Source organism: Paraburkholderia lycopersici, assembly GCF_900096975.1.
Taxonomy (GTDB): Bacteria; Pseudomonadota; Gammaproteobacteria; order Burkholderiales; family Burkholderiaceae; genus Paraburkholderia; species Paraburkholderia lycopersici.
Window position 1 is genome coordinate 20,553 of the sequence record NZ_FMYQ01000035.1, and the last position, 18,811, is coordinate 39,363.

The 18,811-nt window shown below is 65.8% G+C and carries 19 protein-coding genes; 5 read left to right on the forward strand and 14 right to left on the reverse strand.

Annotated elements, in window-relative coordinates; genetic code table 11:
* Nucleotides 1–259: 259 nt before the first annotated feature.
* The 9 genes from BLU17_RS28000 to BLU17_RS28040 all read right to left on the reverse strand — a co-directional run bounded on the left by BLU17_RS28000 (nt 260) and on the right by BLU17_RS28040 (nt 9,613).
* Nucleotides 260–535, reverse strand: coding sequence for a hypothetical protein (locus tag BLU17_RS28000; RefSeq protein WP_245747043.1), 276 nt, complete (start codon nt 533–535; stop codon nt 260–262).
* 57 nt (nt 536–592) lie between these two features.
* Entirely contained in the window at nt 593–1,048 is a 456-nt protein-coding gene (locus BLU17_RS28005) for a MaoC/PaaZ C-terminal domain-containing protein (RefSeq protein ID WP_176929218.1), read from the reverse strand.
* 33 nt (nt 1,049–1,081) lie between these two features.
* Complete coding sequence (locus BLU17_RS28010) at nt 1,082–2,752, reverse strand: AMP-binding protein (RefSeq protein WP_092004552.1); 1,671 nt, start codon at nt 2,750–2,752, stop codon at nt 1,082–1,084.
* The gene (locus BLU17_RS28015) at nt 2,752–3,465 is read right to left on the reverse strand and encodes an ABC transporter ATP-binding protein (RefSeq protein ID WP_092004555.1); all 714 of its coding nucleotides are present in this window, start codon (nt 3,463–3,465) and stop codon (nt 2,752–2,754) included. The genes BLU17_RS28010 and BLU17_RS28015 overlap by 1 nt, the downstream gene beginning before the upstream one ends.
* The gene (locus BLU17_RS28020; protein WP_092004558.1) at nt 3,462–4,265 is read right to left on the reverse strand and encodes an ABC transporter ATP-binding protein; all 804 of its coding nucleotides are present in this window, start codon (nt 4,263–4,265) and stop codon (nt 3,462–3,464) included. Before BLU17_RS28020 ends, BLU17_RS28015 begins: the two co-directional genes overlap by 4 nt.
* Entirely contained in the window at nt 4,262–5,206 is a 945-nt protein-coding gene (locus tag BLU17_RS28025) for a branched-chain amino acid ABC transporter permease (protein WP_092004561.1), read from the reverse strand. Before BLU17_RS28025 ends, BLU17_RS28020 begins: the two co-directional genes overlap by 4 nt.
* A 25-nt stretch (nt 5,207–5,231) precedes the next feature.
* A complete protein-coding gene (locus BLU17_RS28030) occupies nt 5,232–6,104 on the reverse strand; it encodes a branched-chain amino acid ABC transporter permease (protein WP_092004564.1) in 873 nt (290 codons plus the stop codon).
* A gap of 11 nt (nt 6,105–6,115) precedes the next feature.
* Nucleotides 6,116–7,261: an ABC transporter substrate-binding protein gene (locus BLU17_RS28035; RefSeq protein ID WP_245747044.1), complete on the reverse strand. Its 1,146-nt coding sequence runs from the start codon at nt 7,259–7,261 to the stop codon at nt 6,116–6,118.
* A gap of 222 nt (nt 7,262–7,483) precedes the next feature.
* On the reverse strand, nt 7,484–9,613 hold the full coding sequence (locus tag BLU17_RS28040) for a serine/threonine-protein kinase (protein WP_092004570.1): 2,130 nt from the start codon (nt 9,611–9,613) through the stop codon (nt 7,484–7,486).
* Nucleotides 9,614–10,151: 538 nt separating this feature from the next.
* On the opposite strand from BLU17_RS28040, the gene BLU17_RS28045 reads away from it, so the two are divergent.
* From BLU17_RS28045 to BLU17_RS28055, 3 genes are all read left to right on the forward strand, one after another.
* The gene (locus BLU17_RS28045) at nt 10,152–10,418 is read left to right on the forward strand and encodes a hypothetical protein (protein ID WP_245747045.1); all 267 of its coding nucleotides are present in this window, start codon (nt 10,152–10,154) and stop codon (nt 10,416–10,418) included.
* An 82-nt stretch (nt 10,419–10,500) separates the two neighbouring features.
* The gene (locus BLU17_RS28050) at nt 10,501–10,773 is read left to right on the forward strand and encodes a hypothetical protein (RefSeq protein ID WP_092004572.1); all 273 of its coding nucleotides are present in this window, start codon (nt 10,501–10,503) and stop codon (nt 10,771–10,773) included.
* Nucleotides 10,774–10,867: 94 nt separating this feature from the next.
* Nucleotides 10,868–11,158, forward strand: a complete 291-nt coding sequence (locus BLU17_RS28055) for a hypothetical protein (RefSeq protein WP_092004575.1) — start codon at nt 10,868–10,870, stop codon at nt 11,156–11,158.
* A gap of 25 nt (nt 11,159–11,183) precedes the next feature.
* On the opposite strand, the gene BLU17_RS28060 is transcribed toward BLU17_RS28055, so the two are convergent.
* Entirely contained in the window at nt 11,184–11,426 is a 243-nt protein-coding gene (locus BLU17_RS28060; protein WP_092004578.1) for a hypothetical protein, read from the reverse strand.
* Between the two features lie 48 nt (nt 11,427–11,474).
* Nucleotides 11,475–11,987 (reverse strand): lecithin retinol acyltransferase family protein, encoded by a 513-nt coding sequence (locus tag BLU17_RS28065; RefSeq protein ID WP_245747046.1) that lies wholly within the window; start codon nt 11,985–11,987, stop codon nt 11,475–11,477.
* A gap of 483 nt (nt 11,988–12,470) precedes the next feature.
* Between BLU17_RS28065 and BLU17_RS28070 the strand changes: the two genes are divergently transcribed.
* Both BLU17_RS28070 and BLU17_RS28075 read left to right on the forward strand, forming a co-directional pair.
* Nucleotides 12,471–12,761, forward strand: coding sequence for a hypothetical protein (locus BLU17_RS28070; protein ID WP_092004581.1), 291 nt, complete (start codon nt 12,471–12,473; stop codon nt 12,759–12,761).
* A gap of 17 nt (nt 12,762–12,778) precedes the next feature.
* Entirely contained in the window at nt 12,779–13,549 is a 771-nt protein-coding gene (locus BLU17_RS28075) for a PP2C family protein-serine/threonine phosphatase (protein WP_092004584.1), read from the forward strand.
* Nucleotides 13,550–13,562: 13 nt separating this feature from the next.
* Here the strand turns inward: BLU17_RS28075 and BLU17_RS28080 are convergent, their stop codons facing one another.
* From BLU17_RS28080 to BLU17_RS28090, 3 genes are read right to left on the reverse strand one after another with little or no spacing between them, the layout of a single operon-like run.
* The gene (locus BLU17_RS28080) at nt 13,563–14,909 is read right to left on the reverse strand and encodes a sigma-54 interaction domain-containing protein (protein WP_092004588.1); all 1,347 of its coding nucleotides are present in this window, start codon (nt 14,907–14,909) and stop codon (nt 13,563–13,565) included.
* Complete coding sequence (locus BLU17_RS28085; protein WP_092004592.1) at nt 14,906–17,977, reverse strand: peptidase domain-containing ABC transporter; 3,072 nt, start codon at nt 17,975–17,977, stop codon at nt 14,906–14,908. The genes BLU17_RS28080 and BLU17_RS28085 overlap by 4 nt, the downstream gene beginning before the upstream one ends.
* 18 nt (nt 17,978–17,995) lie before the next feature.
* Nucleotides 17,996–18,748 carry a peptidylprolyl isomerase gene (locus BLU17_RS28090; RefSeq protein WP_092004595.1) on the reverse strand — a complete coding sequence of 251 codons (753 nt, stop codon included), beginning with the start codon at nt 18,746–18,748 and terminating at the stop codon, nt 17,996–17,998.
* Nucleotides 18,749–18,811: the final 63 nt, after the last annotated feature.

Sequence of the window (18,811 nt, forward strand, 5' to 3'; positions counted from 1 at the left end):
CCGGTTGCGATCGATGGTCGCGACGAATAGATCGCGCATAAAAATCGCGCATAACATCCGCACCGGTTTTCGCGCGCAACGGCGTCAGCCTTTCTCAGGTATTTGCATTTTCGCGGGCAGGCACGATCACGCTACCCGGGCTGCCCGGTTGGGTACCCAGGCACCAGCAGGTTGCGCCGGTTGAGCGAACGGCCGCTTCGGTCGAGGAAATAACCGCGGTGCCCGCATATCGACGCTGATATACGCTACCGCTCGCGGACTAGCGATAGTTCACGAAGTTGATGATGTCGTTGAGAAACCACGGAAGAATCAACTGCGTATCGGGATCGCTGACGCCGACCGTGAGCCTCGGCGGCTTTGACGTCGAAGTGCCCGGCGTCGCGCGGTAGGGCGCGTGCAGCATGTAGGTATCGGTATGCGCGTCGGGCGGCGGCGACGCGCACCCGACGGTAAGCACGATGAGGAACGCTGCGCAGCACAAGCGCTTCATGATGGAAAACCCCAGCCACGTGACCTTGAGGTGCAAGCGTACCATTGGCCCCGCCGCTGCCGCGTGGACGTGCGCAGGCGAGTTGCCGGCCTTGCGTGCGCCTCAGTTCGCCCCGCGCTTGCGGATCAGCAGGTCGCTGTGTCCGTCCTGCACGGTCTCGCCGCGCTGGTTGAGCAGCACGAAGCGGCGGCCCAGCCGCCCCACACGCTCGCTCTTGCCGGCATCCAGTCCCGTGATCTCGAGGCGCAGCCGCAACGTGTCGCCGACGAAGATCGGCGCGATGAATTTCCATTCGTTCAACGACATCATCGCCACCGCGCTGTCATGGAAGATGCCGAGTTGATGCAGCATGCCCGTCGCGATTGCGATGCCGAGCGTGCCGTGCACGACACGCTGTTCATAGCGCGTCGTGCGCGCGAATTCCGCGTCGGCGTGAATGGGGTTCCAGTCTCCCGAGAGCATGGAGAAGAACGTCAGGTCGCTTTCTGTGATCGTGCGGCCGCCGCTCTCGAACGACTGGCCCAGTTGAAAATCTTCGAAGAAAAGGGAGTTCAACATCGTCAGGATTCCTTTGTTGTGATACGCCGCCTATCAACGCAAACCCGAACGCAAACCCGAATGCAAGTCCGAATGCAAGTCCGAATGCAAGCCTGCTTCGGCCTGCACGCGCTGAACCGCCATTTCACGCAGCCTCGCGCGCTGGATCTTCACGCCGTTCGAACTCTGCGTGACGGGGAACGCATCGACGAACCACACGCGCGCCGGCACCTTGAAAGCGGCAACGCGTGCCCTGAGCGCGCCCTGCACGACCGCGGCCGCCGGCGCATTCGACGGATTCGCGATCACGAACGCGACCGGGCGCGGCTGACCGTCGAGTTCGACGCTCACCACCTGCGCATCTTCCACGCCGTCCACCGCCTTGATTTCGTCCTCGATTTCGACCGGATTGACGAGAAAACCCGCAAGACGGATCGCGTCGCCCTTGCGCGTCTGGTACACGAAACTGCCGTCGTCGCGCAGGAAACCGATGTCGCCAGTGCGAAAGAAGCCGTCCGGCGTGAGCGCCTCGGCGGTGGCCTCGGGATTGTCGAGGTAATGCGCAAAGTTGCCCGGCGACGCAATCTCGATCTCCCCGCTCATGCCCGGCGGCAGCAGTTCGCCGCTTTCCAGATCGCGGATGCGGATGCGCGCCGCCTCGCCCGCCGCCGGGTAGCCGCCGCCTTCGATGCGCGCTTCGAACGGCGCTTCGCGCTTTTGCAGCGAGAAGAGCGCCTGCACCTCGCTCGACCCGTACAGTCCGATTAACTGCACGCCGCGCGTCTGCGCATGCGCCGCGAACGTGCCGAGCCCCGGCTGAAAAGCCGCGAAGCCGAAAAAGCGCGCTGAGGGAAACGGCCGCTCGCCTTCGGCGGATTCGAGCAGACGCCGGTACATCTCGTCGCTGCCGAACGTGTGCGTCACGCCATGCTTCTGCACGAGCCGCGCCGCCTGCGGACCGTCGAAGGTATCGATCAGCACGACCGGCGCACCGCCCGCATACGCGGCGAGTGCGCCATTCAGGCCGAACACGCCGCAGAACGGCAGCGCGGCGAGCATCACCGCGCCGGGCTCGGCAAAGCCGTATGCGCGCGCCGCGCGCTGGCTGTGACCGGCGACGGTGTGCTGTGGATGCACGACCAGTTTCGGCGCCTTCGTGGTGCCGGAGGTGGTGAAGAGCACCAGCGGCGCTTCGGCCGATTCGCCGGGCCGCCGCTCGCGCGCCGGATCGAGCGCATCGAGTGTATCCAGACCCGCGCAACGCACTACCGGCTTGCCCAGCAGCGTGGCGGGCGCCGCGTCGTCGGCATCGAGCACGGCGATCTTCCGCAGCGATGCAATCGCCCCCGGCGCGATACCCTGAAGCTCGGCCGCGAAGTCGATCTTGCGAAAGTTCAGCTGCAGCACCAGCATCTTCGCGCGCGACTTGCCGAGAATATGCTCGAGTTCCGCGCGCCGGTAGCGCGTATTGACCGCCACCACGCTCGCACCGATCCGCGCGGCGCCGAACAGCAAGGCAAGCCATTCGATGCGGTTCACGAGCCACACGGCCACGCGCTCGCCCGCGCCGATGCCCTCGGCTTCGAGCCAGCGCGCGGCGCGCTCCGCTAGCGCGTCGAACTGCGCGTGGCTGATCGTGCGATCGCCATCGATGAAAGCCGTGTCCGACGCGCCCGCGGCGAGCCTCGCTTCGATGAGCGCGTTGAGGATTGCGTGTTGCGGCATCAATAGAGCTCCATCAGTTTCGCGTTCGTATCGAGCTCGGCGGGCAGCGCCTCGCGTATTAGCGAGCCGGACTTCATCACGGCTACGCGGTCGCACACCTTGAGCGCCTCGCGCACGTTTTGCTCGACGAGCAAAATCGACATGCGCGTATCCCGCTGCAACTGGCGAATCGGGCCGAGCAGGTCCTGAAACAGCTTCGGCGCGAGGCCAATGGACGGCTCGTCCATCAGCAGGCAGCGCGGCCGCGAGAGCAGCGCACGGCCAACGGACACCATTTGCTGCTGGCCGCCCGAAAGCGAGCCGGCGCGCTGGCGATAGAAACGCTTGATGTCGGGCAGCACCTGCATGACCCAGTCGAGGCGCGCCGCATGCCCGGCCGCTGGCACGTCCGCCGACCACAGACCGAGGCGCAGCACCTCTTCTACCGTGAGGCTCGGAAACACGCCGCGCCCTTCGGGCACCAGCGCGATGCCGGCGGCCGTGGAGGCTCGCACACTCTGGCGATCGCGCCTTACGCCGTCCACCAGCACTTCGCCGCTGGTCGGCGCCATGAGGCCGAACAGCGTCTTCACGAGCGTCGACTTGCCCGCGCCGTTGTGGCCGAGCAGGCACAGCACCTCGTTTTCGCGCAGTTCGAGGTCGATGCCGTTGAGCACCGCGCGGCCGCCATAGCCGGCCGTCACGGCGCGCGTTTTCAGAATGGGTGCGCTCATGCGGTCTCCCCGAAATAGATCGATGCGAGGCGCGCATCGTCGAGCACTTCGCGCGGCGTGCCCTCCGCGAGCAGCCGGCCCTGATCGAGAAACGCCACGCGGTCCGACACGTTCGCCACCACGTCCAGGTTGTGTTCGATGATGCAGACGGTCACGCCGCCTTGCACCTGGCCGCGCAGCAGCGCGACGAAATCTTCATACGAACGCGGGTCGAGCCCCGAAGCAGGCTCGTCGAGCAGCCAGATCTTCGCTTCGCTGGCGATGAGGCGCGCGATGCTCAGGAACTTTCGCTCCGCATAGGCGAGGTCGATGGCGCGCGAGCCCGCCACGTGCGCCAGATGGGTGGCCGCAAGAATCTCGCGCACCTTCGCGACGCGCGCGCGCCGCGTCGCGCCGCCGCCCGGCTGCCAGAGCCAGGCGCTTTGCTCCATCGCCGTCAGCACGTTTTCTTCGACGCTCATGTGCGTGAAAAGACGCAAGTCCTGGAACGTGCGGCCGACGCCCGCGCGCGCAATGCGCCACGGCTCCATGCCGATGAGCGAGCGGCCCTGGAACAGCACGTCGCCGGTGCTGGGTCTCAGGTGGCCGGTAATGAGGTTGAAGAGCGTCGTCTTGCCCGCGCCGTTGGGTCCGATCAGCGTCGTCACGATGCCCGCGCGCAGCGAAAGCGACACGTCGGAGACGGCCTGCAAGCCGCCGAAGCGCTTGCCGAGCTGGCGCACTTCGAGCAGCACGGGCTGGGTGGCGCTTGCCGGTGCGTTTGCATGAGCGCTTGCCGCGCTTGTCACAGGTGCGTTCATCGCGCGCCTCCTTCGCCGAGCTGCGCGCTCGTCTGCGCGGCTTGCTGCGCCTGCGCCACCGCGTTGCGCCTGCGTTTGCCCGCGCCCACGATGCCGCCCGGACGGTAGATCATCAGCAGCACCATCACGAGGCCGTAAACCGCCTGCTGCACGAGCCCGACCTCCGCTTGCGGCAGGCCGGGCACGAAGCTCAACGCGGCGGGCAGCAACACGAGCAGCGCCGCGCCGATCAGCGGCCCGAACAGCGACCCCGTGCCGCCGATGATGACCATCGCCATCAACAGCACCGAAAGGTCGAGCGTGAAGCCCTCCACGTTGATGAAGCTGAGGTAGAACGTGTAGACCACGCCTGCGGTTCCCGCCAGCGCGGCCGCCGCCACCACCGAAAGCGTCTTGATCGCCTTCACGTTCTTGCCGAGCGCCTGCGCGGCCGATTCGCTGTCGCGAATCGCCTGCAGGTTGCGCCCGAAGCTCGAGCGCACGAGCAGCCACAGCACGAGCGCCACCGCGATCAGATACCCGAGCGCGAGCAGGAAAAAGCCGTTCGACGTCTCGACCGGCACGCCGAACACGACGGGCGACGGAATATTGGTGATGCCGCCGAGCCCGCCCGTGACCGAGCGCCATTCGGAGAACACCGTCACCGCGAGCATCTGCAAGCCGAGCGACGCGGCCACGAAGTATTCGCCGCGCACGCGCAGCGCGGGCAGCGCAAGCGCGAGCGAGAGCGCGCCGCAAAGCGCCATCGACGCGATCGTGCACACGAAGATCGACGAGCTCACGTGCATCGACACGAGCGCCGCCGCGTAGGCGCCCACGCCGAAAAACACCGCATGCGCGAGCGAAAAAATCCCCGCGTAGCCCATCAGGAAATTGAGCGTCATTGCGAGAATCGCGTTCACGCAAATCAGCACGGCCAGGTTCTGTAGATAAGCGAGCATGTAAGTCCCTTTGAGCCTGAAGCCATCAATGAGCCAGCGCGCGGCCGAAGAAGCCGGACGGCCGGAACAGGATGAACAGGAACAGCACGATGAACACCACCGCTTCGCTCCACTGCGAACTGAACCACGCGAGCGAAAGACTTTCGGCGAGGCCGAGCAGCAGTCCCGCGCAGGCCGCGCCGCGCAGGCTGCCCACGCCGCCCACGATGGTCGCCGCGAGGCTGATCAGCATCACGTGGCTGCCCACGGACGGATTGAGGCCCGCGCTCGCGCCGGACAGGATGGCCGCCGGCACCACCGCCAGCGAGCCGAGCGCGAACGCTACCTGCGAGAGCCGCTGCGGCGACATGCCGAAGGCGCGTACGAGTTCGGGGCTGTCGGCGAGCGCGCGCAGCGCGATGCCGGTCTGGCTGCGCGAGAGAAACGCGTTGAGCGCGCCGAATGCGACCAGTGTCGTGACCACGGCAATGCCCGCGAGCGGCGACACGTACACGCCGTTCAGCACTTCCACGCCTTTCGAAAGCGGCGTGGGAATGGCGACGAAACCGCGCCCGAAGCAGAACGCAATGAGGTTCTGCACGATGATGCCCACGCCGAACGCGCCCGCGAACAGCGTGAAGAACGAGTTTTCGTGACGCTTGATCGGCGTGTACACCAGGCGGTCGAGCAGCACGCCAAAGGCCACGGTCACGACCGCCGCGATCACGAGCGCGACGTACCATGGCCAGTGCAGCTTCGCGTAGATCTCATAGAAGCCATAGCCCGCGATCATGAAAGCCGCGCCGTGCGCGAAGTGGAAAATGCGCGTCGCGCCGAAGATCAGCGAGAATCCGCCCGCGGTGAGCGCATAAAGCGCGCCGAGCTGAATGCCGTTGAGAAGCAACTGGATGAAGAGCATGGGCGCGTTCCTCATTGCGTGGTCGAGACGACGGTGCCGCCGGCACCATCGATCTGGTTGATCTGGATGGGTGCGCGCACGGCGCCGTTCGCATCGAACGACACGCTGCCGCCCACCAGATCGAACTGCCGTGACCGTTCGCGCTCGGCGAGCAGATTCTCGCCCGTCACCGGCTTGCCTTCGTGCTCCAGCTTCGCGGCAAGGATCGCGAAAAGGCGCACGGCGTTGTAGTAGTTGGCGGCGTACGCGGTGGGCTTGTGGCCGTATTTCGCCTGGTAGTCGGCCACGAAACGCCGTGTGAGCCGGTCCGGCGCGTTCCAGTCGAAGCGCTGCGTGGTGTAGAGCGCGCCCTTCGCTTCGGGCAGCGCGTTGATGGCCGGAATGCTGAACGCGGAATAGCTCGCGATCTGCTGGTTCACGCCGTTGTCGCGCAACTGCTTGACGATCTGCGATTGCTGCGCGCCGTACGACGCGATGAAGATGAGATCGGGGTTCGCGTCGCGCACGCGCGCCACCACGCCGCCGAACTGCTGCGCGCCCGCCGGCACCGCAAACGACGCCAGCAACTGGCCGCCCGCCGGCGACAGGTCCCTGGCAAGCTCTTCGTTGATCGACTGGCCGAGCGGGTCGTCCACGTAGATCAGCACGAAGCGCTTCAATTGCTTTTGCGTGACGAGATAGGGAACGATGGCCCGCACCTCCGCGTTCGCGAGCGGGATCACGTTCCAGAAATACGCACCCAGTTGCGCGAGATCCGGGCCGACGCCGCCGCCGTTCACGGCCACCGTGCGGCTGCGGCGCGCGAGCGGCGCGATCGCCTTCGAAACCCCGGTGAAACCGGTCAGCACGAACGGCGTGCCGTACACGTTGACGAGCTTGTTCATGCCGAGCACGCCTTGCATGGGCAGCGCCTGACTGTCCTCGTAGGTGAGCACGAGGTTTTCGGCGAGCAGATGGTCGGCGTTGACGTGCGCCACGGAAAGGTCCGCGCCCGAGCCGAAGGTCTGGCCGTATTCGGCGTTCGGGCCGCTCATCGGCAAGAGCGCGCCGATCTTCAGCTCCGGGGGCCCGGCGAGCGCTTCGCGCCCTCCCCCGGCTAACCACGCCATTGCGGCCGCGCATAGCGCGGCCGAAAGCCTCCGCCTCCTGGGTGACATGATCTGGTGTCTCCTTGTTCTGTTTTTTCTGGCCGCTAGCGGACCATCTCCGACGCTTTGCGATGCGGGTTCGAGTATCACGCGCCGCAAAAGGCCGCGTCTCTGCTTCTCGCGAAACCCGGCTTAAGCAAATCGGAAGAACAAGGTGCGGGAAGACGTGGCCGCTGCGAGCCGACCGTCAAGTCGCCATTCGGGAATCATCGGTACACCGGAGGAACACGCTCATTCGCTGCGCGCATGCGTGGTGATCTGCACGAAATCGGCGACGATGTGCCCCGCGCCGTAACGCGTCTGCATCTGCTTCAGTTGCTCGTCGACGGCGGCGAGATAGGCGGCCCGAGACTCGGCGGGCGGCCGCAGCCCGTCGAACAGCGGCGCGGGCGTAATCAGCAGCACGACCATCTCGGTGCCGAACGGTTTGTCCACGACCCAGTCGCCCGTGCCGCCGACCGTGGCCGAAAAGCCCGGCGGCGCCTGGTTGTCGCGTTCGTGATTGCTCGGCACGAGATGCACGACGCTGCCGTCGAGCGCGAAATAATCGACGTTGACATACGAGTCGTAATGCGGCGTGGTGATATCCACGACGAGCGGCGTGCCCTGCGCGAGTTGCGCGTCCGGCGGCCGCGTGCGGATCGTCGCCCCGCCCCCTGCCTGATGATTGGCGCGCCAGTAAGGCGCGAACGCGCTGACGACCTCGCAGTTATGGCTGTCGACGGGAATCACTTCGAGTTTCGCCCCCTGCGCCCCGGGCGTTTGCGCAAGCGCGTCGCGAACGTGAGCCATGCTGTCGCCCGGATTGGCGAACCCGCGAACCTGGAGCACCTGCGCCGGCAGCGACGCTGCCAGCGCCGAGCACGGGATGCGCGCGAGCGTCGAGTTCAGCGCGGCCAGCGCCGTTGCGCCCGGCACGGCGGCCTCCGCCATGGGCGCGGACACGGGCGCGGAAACGGACGCGCTCGCGGCAGCCCCATGCGCAACGGCAACGGCGGGCATTGCGGTGAGGAGCGTCCCGGCCGGGGCTGCCGGGACGCTCGCCGGGCCATCTGTCTGCGCGACCGTGTTCGCCGCGCTGGCGGAAGGCGCGACGGCCACGGAAGCGCTCGCACGCGGCTCTTCATGCCAGGACAGCGCGCGGTAGCCGACCCACAGCCCGCCGGCCACCACGATGGCCCCCGCGCCAATCGCCCCGAGGCGCGCGCCGGAGAACGCCGATGCATGGGGCAGCACGCCCATGCCCTCGAGGAACTGGTTGACGCTGGCGGTGCGCGACGCACGGTCAAACGAAAGCGACGTGCTCAACGTGCGCCATTGCGTGCGGTCGAGCCCCGGCGGACGCTCGGCGCGCATCTTCTCGCTGCGCGCCTGGGTGGCCGACTTGCGGCTGAACGGATGTTTGCCGGTCAACAGTTCGTAAGTCACGCATGCAAGCGCGTAGACATCGTCGCGCGGGTCCGGCTCGCGGTGCTCGAACATCTCGGGGCTCGCATAGGCGGGCGTGATTCCGCCCAATGTCGCGGGATCGAAAACGGTGACGTCGGGATCTTCTTCCGGTCGCTGAAACACGCGGGCAATGCCGAAGTCGATCACCTTGACGTCGCCGCCGTCGGTGAGGAACACATTGGCGGGCTTGAAATCGCAATGCACGAAGCCGCGCTCGTGCGCATAAGCCAATGCCTGTCCCATGCCTGCAATGACCGGCCGGGCCTGATCGAACGGCATGCCCGCGAAACCCGGTTTGCGCAGCAGTTTGCTGAGCGGCTTGCCCGACAGATACTCCATCGTGAGGTAGACGAGCGGCCCGTCGCGATCGAAGTCGTACACCGTGACGATATTGCGGTGCGCGAGCGTTTGCGCCTTGCGGGCCTCGCGCTGGAGCGCGATCAACGAAGTCGGCTGGCCGCGAAACTGCACGTTCAGCACCTTGATCGCGATATAAGGTTTGCGGTCGGAAGCTTCGAGCTTGCGCAGATCGAGCGCCTTGTAGACGGTGCCCATGCCGCCCACGCCCAGACATTCTTCGAGCACGAAGCGTCCGTTGAGCGTATCGCCGATGCCCTTCACGTGCTCGGCTTCCTCGGATGCGGCTGAACTCGCGGCCGCGAGACTCTCCTGGACGCGGGTTTCGTCGCCCGTGGCCGCCGTGCTGTCCAGGCGGTGCTCGATGCGGCGCAGAACTTCCGCGTAGTCGGCATCCGGCAGCGGATGAAGCGTCTGCGTCGCGTCCACCGCTTCGCGCAGGCGCGCGCAATTCGCCGAATCGACCGCAAGCACGCGGTCGACCTCGGCGAAGAACGCCTCACGTGAAAGCGTTCCGCTCTGAAACGTCTGGATCAGCTGCGTGAGGCTCATCATTCCCAGCCCTTCTACTCAGCTCCAGCCGGGCCGACGCGATCGCGGCGCAAGATTGCGGCACAACAGCGCGCTGCAATGGGCGGCATTGGCTGCAAGGCGCGATCCCCGTCGAGTCCGCTGCAATGTGGTCTCGTCGTCCTCTACAGGATACAGACTCGCCGCGCGCCCTGCGCCCGCCATGGCCTGCGCCAACGCACGCAAAACACCTTGCGGCAAGGTCTGAAGAAAGATTAGTCCGCCGCAACGTCTAGCGCAATCGGTGCCCGAACTAGCGGCCCGCTCGCCGGTGTTGCCATGAAACCAACGACGCTCAGACGCACTGTTGGGCGCACGCCACCAGCGTCGTTGCGCGCAGACCGCGCCATAGGCCGCGCACGCGCGCATCACCTCGGCTCAATGCTCCGCCGCACAAGGCGGCGCGCTCTTCGACCCATGCGCGCCGCGTTGCTGGCACGTCCTGTGCATTAAGGGAAGCGAGCCCGCAACACACTGCAGCTCAATCGCCAACTACCCTGTATTACCCTTCTGGAGAACTGTCATGAGCAAGCTGATGATCGCAGACCTGAGCGTCGCCCAGGAACTCGGCCGCCGCGAAATGGGCGCCGTACGCGGCGGCAACCTGGCCCTGTGGCCCGTCTACCCGACGCCGAGCGTGAAGTACGACACCACCAACTTCACCGCCGAACAGGTGATCGGCCAGACCAACAGCATCGTGGCCAACGTGGGCAACGACGTCGCATTCGCGTCGAACATCCACGCGTCGGTCAACCCGGTGCAGACGGCCCACAACACGATCAACTTCTGATCGCCCCGACGGCGGCGCGAACGCACCCCGGTTCATCGGTGCGTCGCGTCCGCCGGCATTCATCCGCTTCTGGAGGTGCATCATGTGTTCCCTCGTCATTCGCGAGCTGGCTCCCGGCACGGAGCTCGACCGCCGCGCCATGACCGCCGTGCGCGGCGGCAACAACGGCTCATCCTATGGTTACGGTTCGATCGCCAACATCAACGTGTCGCCGAACATCGTGCAGAACATCTCGCAGGTTCAGGTGGTCGACGTCGCCGCGCTCAACAACATCGGCTATATCGGCGCCGGCTTCGGGCCGCTGAACCTCAAGGTCAATCCCTCGCAATACGCGAGCACGGGCGCGATGTTTTAGCCGCCGCGCTGCTCCGGCCCCTCGCAGACGGCGCCGCAAGGCGCCGCCTGCCTGTTCGCGTGCGCCTCGCGCCGCCTATACTGGGGAACACGGGGTGAACGCCCCGCAAACCTACCGCAACGCCGCGGCGGCACGGCGCGCTGCTTCGCGCCTCGCATCCGCTCTCGTGGAGCAGGCCATGGGCATTCTGGTCATCAAGGATCTTCCGGAAAGCGTGGATCTGGACAAGCAGGCAATGGCCGCGTTCAGCGGCGGCGCCCGAGTCGCGTCGCGCGAAACGCTGCTCGCGCCGCGTCCGTTCATCGCAATACGCATCGGCGCGGCGACATCCCGTGCGCCGGTCGCGGAAACCTCGAAGCCGCCGCGACCCACGCTGCTGCGCTGAATTCGCATCTGTGCCGCAACACGGATCAGGCGGCGCGGGCCGTCATGGCCGGACGGGCGGCCGCCGGCGGAAACACGCACCATGAGCCATCGCCGTGACGAAAGAAGAAGATCGCAATCGTGCGAGCCGGATGAACCGCCTCGACGCAAACAAAACGCAGCCGGTGTTCCTGTGTGCGGCTAAAGCGCACCACGCGGGCCGGCACGCATGCATTGGGCGCGAGCCATTTGTCGACGAGGGTGCGCAGCGGCGATCCGGTGGGGTTCATGATGGTCTCCTAAGCATGTGGGGGCAGCATCGTCTGAAGCACTGGCGCTCACGCCGCCTGCATGGCGTACGCGCTGCGCCGCGCATGAACCAGCGCGCGGACGACGCGCAACCCGGCAAGCGGATGGGCAACGCAGGCGCGAACCTGTTCGCTGCGGCCTTTGCCGTCCACGCACCAGGTACAGAAATGCTCGCAGTTGTTGCTGAGCAGCCGATAGCGGTCTTCGCCGAGACGCGAGCGCGCCCGCGCCACGGCCGCGCGGCCCGCATACGCCGCCAGCGGATGCGCGACGACGGCGACTTCGTGCCCGGCCGCAAAGCGCTCGAGCGTGACTTCTTCGACCGGCCCGCGATGCAGCGACTTGCACAGCCCTGCGTAATGAACGACACGGCCCGCGCCGACATAGATCCCGTGATGGCTGTAGCCCGTGCGCAGCGAGACGAGATGCGCGCCCAGCGGCGGTTCTTCCGCGGCCGGCGTCGCCGGTCGAGCGACCGAGCGGACGTCGGCGCAGGACGCTGCGTCTGCGCTGCGGTTCATCAGTTGAAGATCGAGGCTCATGGCGAGGTCCGTCTGGCTGGTTGCCGGCGCCCCGGAATGCCGAGGGGTTTGCCGGTTGCCAACTATCCTGCATCAGCCATGCCAGGCAGGCCGACGACGGCTGCGCAAGGCTCCGGGCGAAGACAGGCTCTACGGTGGCGCCGGCGTGTCGGTGACGGGCCAACGAAGCCGCCGGGCAGGTGTTCGTGGCAAACCACCAGTTCGCAGCCGATTCCGCGGGCGAATGGCCCGTTTCAAATGTGTCGGACTGCTGACGACAATGGGCCTCGCGGTGTTGGCCTGCTCACGACCATTGCGCAGCCAGCCCGTGGGGCGCCAGGATGCGGAGAATGCGGACTCTCGCCGGAGCGTCTCGATGGACAAGGCTCGCGACGATGGGGCGAGGATCGGCCCGTCGTCGCCCCGGAATGGCATGGTGCTTGCAAGAGATGGACGGCAAGCCGCGTCCGCGGCCATCATCTGGAATCTGGACGGAGACTCATCATGACCTCGCTCGCGATCACCGACCTTCACCTGCAACGCGACATCGACCGCAAGGCGATGTCGTTCATTCGCGGCGCCGGCGCGCCGTGGGTATTCGGCTGGATCCAGCCGTACGAACCCGCGCAGCCCGCCATGCTCGGCCCGGTCATCAATCTCTACCAGACCAGCAACACGTTCTATGCGAACCAGGTCATCAACCAGTACCAGACGCTCGACGTGACCAACTCCGCGGCCAATTCGAACGTGACGGTGGGCGTGGGCCAGAACGGCAGGAACAACGGTCTCGCGTAGCCTATGGAGGCCCGATCGTGACGAGCGGATTGCAGTGGACCTCGGCGTCTCGCACCGATGTCGGCCGCGTGCGCGCGCTCAACGAGGACGCGTGTCTCGATCTGCCGCGAGCGGGTTTGTGGGCGGTCGCCGACGGTATGGGCGGCCATACGGCGGGCGATCTGGCCAGTGCGATGATCGTGCGCGCGCTCGGCGCACTCGCCGCTCCGGACTCGCTTACCGGCTTTTCAGGCGCCGCACGTGGCGCGCTGCAAACGGTGAACCGCCAGTTGCGCGACGAAGCGGCGCGGCGCGGCGTGCGCATGATCGGCAGCACGGTCGCCGTGCTGATGGCGCGCGGGCGCGAATTCGGCTGGCTGTGGGCGGGCGACAGCCGCATCTATCTGTATCGCGACGCGCGCCTCGAAGCGCTCACGACCGATCACAGCTATGTCGCGGAACTCCAGGCGCAGGGCCACCTGAGCGCCGAGGCCGCGCGCCACCATCCGTCACAGCATCTGATTACGCGGGCCGTCGGTGCGGCGGACTGGCTCGACCTCGACGAAGGCCGCATCGTCGTGCGCGACGGAGACCTCTTTCTGGTTTGCAGCGACGGCCTCAGCAACGAAGTGCAGGCGCCCGAGATGGCGCACGCGCTCGACGACGGAGACTGCCAGCTCGCAACGGACATGCTCGTCGACATGGCCTTGCGGGCCGGCGGGCGCGACAACATCACGGCCGTGGTCGTGCGCGTCGACGACCCCGGCGGCGCCGACCATACGCTCGTCAATCCGGCCGTGGAGCGCTGAGCGCATACCGGCCTCACGAGTCCTTCTCGTGACTGGCCTTGTCCGCGTGACGAAAATCCTTCGAGCGAATGCCGTGTTTCTTGAGCAGCATCTGCAGATGCGAGCGGTTCATCTCGCAGCGACGCGCAAGCTCGGCGACCGTGCCGCCCGTTTCCTGCAGGCCGCGTTCGAGAAATGCGCGCTCGGCTTCGTCGCTCGCGGCGCGCTTCGCGTCGCTGAGCGAGAGCGACGCGCCCGGCGACTCCGTCTCCACGGCGCGCAGCACCGGCACTGTGGGCTTCGGACGGATGTCGTCGGGCAGATGCTCGATGTCGGCGGTATCGCCGGCGAGGCAGGACAGCCGGTAGACGAGGTTGCGCAACTCGCGGATGTTGCCCGGGTACGCATACGTGAGCAGGAAATCGCGCAACTTCGGCGTGAGCTTCACCGGGCGGCGCTTGAGCTGGCCGGCGGCCTCGTCGCCGAACCAGGCGATGAGCAAGGGGATTTCGTCGCTGCGTTCGCGCAGCGCGGGCAACGTGACGTGGATGACGCTCAGCCGGTAGAAGAGATCCTCGCGGAACTGCCCCTGCGCGGCAAGCTCGCGCAGGTTCCGGTTGGTCGCGGCAACGATGCGCGTGTCCACCGCAATCGGTTCGTCGGAGCCCACGCGCTGGATTTCGTGCGATTCGAGCACGCGCAGCAGCTTGACCTGGCCTTGCAGCGGCAACTCGCCGATCTCGTCGAGAAAGATCGTGCCGGTATGAGCGCTTTCGAACTTGCCTTTGCGGTCGCTCGACGCGCCCGTGAACGCGCCCCGGCGGTGGCCGAACAGTTCCGATTCGAGCAGGTTGTCGGGAATCGCGCCGCAGTTCACCGAAATGTAGGGCCGGTCGGCGCGCGCGCCGTTGGCGTGAATCACTTTCGCCATCAGTTCCTTGCCGGTACCGCTTTCGCCGTCGATCAGCACGGGCAGATCGGTCGGCGCCGCCTTTTCAGCAATTTCCAGCGCCGCGAGCAGCTTCGGGTTGTCGCCGAATATCCCCTCGAAAATGAAGCTGCGTGCGATCAGCGCCTCGCGCCGCCGGTGCGCCGAAGGCGCGAGCGCCTCCGGCTTTCCGGGCGCGTCGAGCGCGTCGAGCGCATCGAGCGCATCGAGCGTGTCGGGCACTTCGGCTGCCGCTTCGATGAAGCGCTCCTTGCGCGAAAGCTGCATGACTTCGTCGCGCAGCGCATTCGACTGGTTCAGCAGCTTCTCGATCTCGGCGCGTTCGAGCCGCGGCGCCCAGCGCAGCGTGGAGCGCAGGATCTCGATCTTTTCGAGCAGCCCCGCATAAGAAACCACGGAACTGCCAAACCCGTGCGGATCGAAAAGTTTCATGATGTACCCAGCTGTTTCTGGACGAGCTGGTAATACATCCCCCTGCGTTCGACGAGTTCCTCGTGCCGCCCCTGCTCGACGATGGCGCCTTCATAGAGCACGAGGATCTTGTCCGCCTGCATGATGGTGCTGAGCCGGTGCGCGATGATGAGCGCCGTGCGGCCCTGGAGGATGTCGTGCATGTTCGCGAGTATGTTGCTCTCGGACTGCGTGTCGAGCGACGACGTGGCTTCATCGAACACGAGCAGACGCGGATCGTGATAGAGCGCGCGCGCGATGCAAAGACGCTGGATCTGCCCACCTGAAAGGCCCATGCCGCGCTCGCCCACCACCTGCTCGTAGCCGAGCGGCATCTTGCCGATGAACGCGTGCGCGTCGGCCATGCGCGCGACTTCCTCCATCCTGCGCCAGTCGGGACTCGCATCGCCGCATGCGATGTTCTCGGCGATGGTGCCCGAAAACACGAGGTTCGTCTGCATCACATAGCCGATCTGGCCGCGAAAACAGGCGTGGTCGATCGCGCTCATGTCGTAGCCGTCCACGCTGATCTTGCCTTCCGTGGGCGCGTAGAAGCCCACCAGCAGCTTGGCGAGCGTCGTCTTGCCCGAGCCGCTGCGCCCCACGATCGCCACCATCTGGCCACGGCCCACGGAAAAGCTGATGTTCTCCAGCACGTAAGGCGTTTCGTTGCCGCCGTAGCGGAAATACACGCCGTCGAACGCGATGTCGCCCTGCAGATCGGGCAACAGCACGCGCGAGCCCAGGTCGGCGGGCTTTTGCTCGGGCTCGATGTCGAGAACGTCGCCAAGCCGCTCCATGGCGACCGCGGCGTCGTTCATGAGGCTCCAGAGACCGACGAGGCCCATGAGCGGGGCGAGCACGCTGCCCATGAACGCGTTGAACGCGATGAGTTGCCCGATGCTCAACTCCTGGTCGAGCACGAGCGTGGCGCCCACCCAAAGAATCACGATCGTGGTGGCGGCATTGAGCAACTGACTGCCCAGCCCGACGAGAATGTTGAACGCCTGCGCGCGATACTGCACTTCGAGCGACTTCGCGTACTTGCGCTCCCACTTGAGCCGCACCGCCCTTTCTATGCCCATGCCCTTCACGGTTTCCACGCCGCCCAGCGTTTCCATCAGCATGGAACGCGCGTCCGTCGACACGGAAAACACTTCGCGCGCGTAGCGCTTGATTCTCGGCGTCGCAATTGCCGTGAGCGCCATGATCGGAATGACGAAAGCGATGAGCAGCAGCGTGAGCTTCACGTTGTAGAGAAACATGATCGTGAAGTAAATGAAGATCATCAGCAGATTGAGCGCCGTGGTGACCGTCGACTCGGTCAGGAACGCGCGAATCGTCTGGTTTTCCTGGAAGCGCGCGAAAATATCGCCCGTTTTGCGGCGCGCGAAGAACGAGAACGGCAGCGACATGGTGTGCTTGAAGAACTGCGACATCATCGCGAAGTCGAGACTGCGCACCATGAAGTTCGACAGATGTGCGCGTATCGTCGTCATCAACTGCGTGAACACGTGCGAGATGACGAGGCCGACGATCAGGAGGTGCAGCAGGCTCACGTTCTGATGCACGATCACGCTGTCGAGAATGTTCTGGATGATGAGCGGCGGCACGACGCCCAGCAGCTGGATCACGAAGGTCGCGAGGAACAGGTGGGCGAGTATTTTCCGGTACGGCAGCAAATAGCCGATGAAGCGCACCCACGGCGAGCGCGCCGCCGCCTGCGCGCCGGTCGTCTCGCCCGCCGTGAACAGCAGGCACGTGCCGCTCCAGCCGCGCTCGAACGCTTCCACGCTCAACTTGCGAAACCCGAGCGCCGGGTCGGCCACCCTCACCCACTGCTTCGAAACGCCATACACGACGATATAGTGGTATCCCTCCCAATGCGCGATGAAGGGCAACTCGAAACCTTGCAGGGCCTCATATGTACACTGCACGCCGCGTGTCGTGAAGCCTAGCGCCTCGCCGGTGCGCGCAAGGCTCTCGAGCGTCGCGCCCTGCGTCGTCACGTTCGCGAGATCGCGCAGCTTGCCAAGCGTCATCGCAACGCCGTAATGCCGGCAGATCATGGCAAGGCAGGCTGCGCCGCAATCCATTTCCTCGGCCTGCTCGATCAGCACGAAGCGCTTGACGACACGCTCGCTGAATTTCGCATCCGCACCGCTATCCACCGCGACGGGCCGGCTGCGGCGCTCGGCGAGCTTCTTCTGGCGTTGCAGTTCGCGCTCGGTGAAGCGCACGCGCTCTTCGAGCACCTCGCGCAGCTTCGGGTTGCGCTCCAGCATGAAGTGCACGGTCTTTTCGGGAATGACGAGAAGCCGCACATCGGTGAGCGCCGTGACGGTCGCGACCTGGTCTTGCCGCAGCAGGCACGCGCGTTCGCCGAATATCTCGCCCGCACCGAGCTTCGCGAGTTGATAGACGCCGCCGTCTTCCTCGCGTGCGATGCCGACCTCGCCCTGGCGCACGACATAAAGCCGCATGTCGCCGCCCGCGCCCTGGCGGACGATCTCCTTGCCGGCGCCCACGCGCTTCACGCCCACGCTCGACACGTATTCCTCGAGCTCGGCGCGGGAGAGCTTGCCGCGCAAATCGAAAAGCCGCGTGACGAAACCGCCGGCGGAGCTGATCGCCACGTAGCTCGTCACGAACGACCGCGCAGCGGGATTCGCGGCCAGCAGCGGTTCGAGCGCCGCGCGCGGGACGCAAAGCACCTCGGTTTTCGCCGACGCGCGCACCGAAACTTCATGCCAGTAGTCGCGCAGCATCGCGATCTCGCCGAACACCTCGCGCTCCTTGCGCACGCCGAGACTCATTTCCTTGCCGCGCTCTTCGGCGATCAGGCGCACGGAGCCCGACCGGATCACGTAGAGCCCGGCGGCCGGTTCGCCGGGCTTGCAGATCGTGTCGCCGAATGCGTAGCTGCGCTTCTCCGCCTGCGCGGCGAGACGGTCGAGCTCTTCGCGCGCAAACAGCGACAGCGGTTCGACCGATGCGAGAAAGTCGGCCAGCGAGGGAACGCTGGCTGGTGCGGGCGCCTGGGTGTCCATCTGCGTGGGCCTGCGCGCTCAGTGCGCGTCGATGATGTGTTCTTGAGCGCGCTCCGCAAGCCATTCCTCGCGCAGGAGCCGGCGCACCTCCGAGGAGACATCGGCTTCGAGCGCCGCCGGATGTTTCGCGGTCACGCAGAAAATTTCGAAGAACGAACCATCCGGCGCGGGAAACGGACCGAGCAGGTCGCCGACGTGCGCATTGAACACCTTCGCTTCGATGTCCGTCTTGAGCGAGCCTCGCAGCACTTTGCCGATCACGCCGCCGCGCTCCCGCGTATCGGCGATCGAGTGCTCGCGAGCCATCTCGCCGAACGCCTGCGGCTCGTCCTCGAGGATGGACATGACCTCTCTCGCCTTGCCTTCCGAGTCCACGACGATATGGCTTACCTCGATGCTGTCGAATTTCGGCGAATTGAGCTTGAAGTAGCTCTCGACCGCCTCGTCGTTGCAAACCTGGTCGAAGGTCTTCTCCTGATAGAGCGTGTCGGTAATGAAGCGCTCGAAGTCCTCCAGACTGACGCCGAACACGTCCAGATAGCGATTCATGTCGGCCGCGCGGTGCAACCCCCGCACGCGGCGGAACTGGTCGGCGCGCTGCTGGATTTCATCGGGACTCACGTGCACGCCCATTTTTTTTGCCGCGATGACCGTGAGCCGGTCGCGCACCTGTTGCTCGACGAGGCTTTCGAACTGCCCCGTGAGCTTCAGCACCCGGATGAAATCCTCCGTGCCGATCACCTCGTCGTCGATACGTACGATTGCCGTCATTTCGTTCCCCTGGGTTCTCATTCCCGAATTTCGATGCCTGATTGCCGATGCATGGCTGCGGCC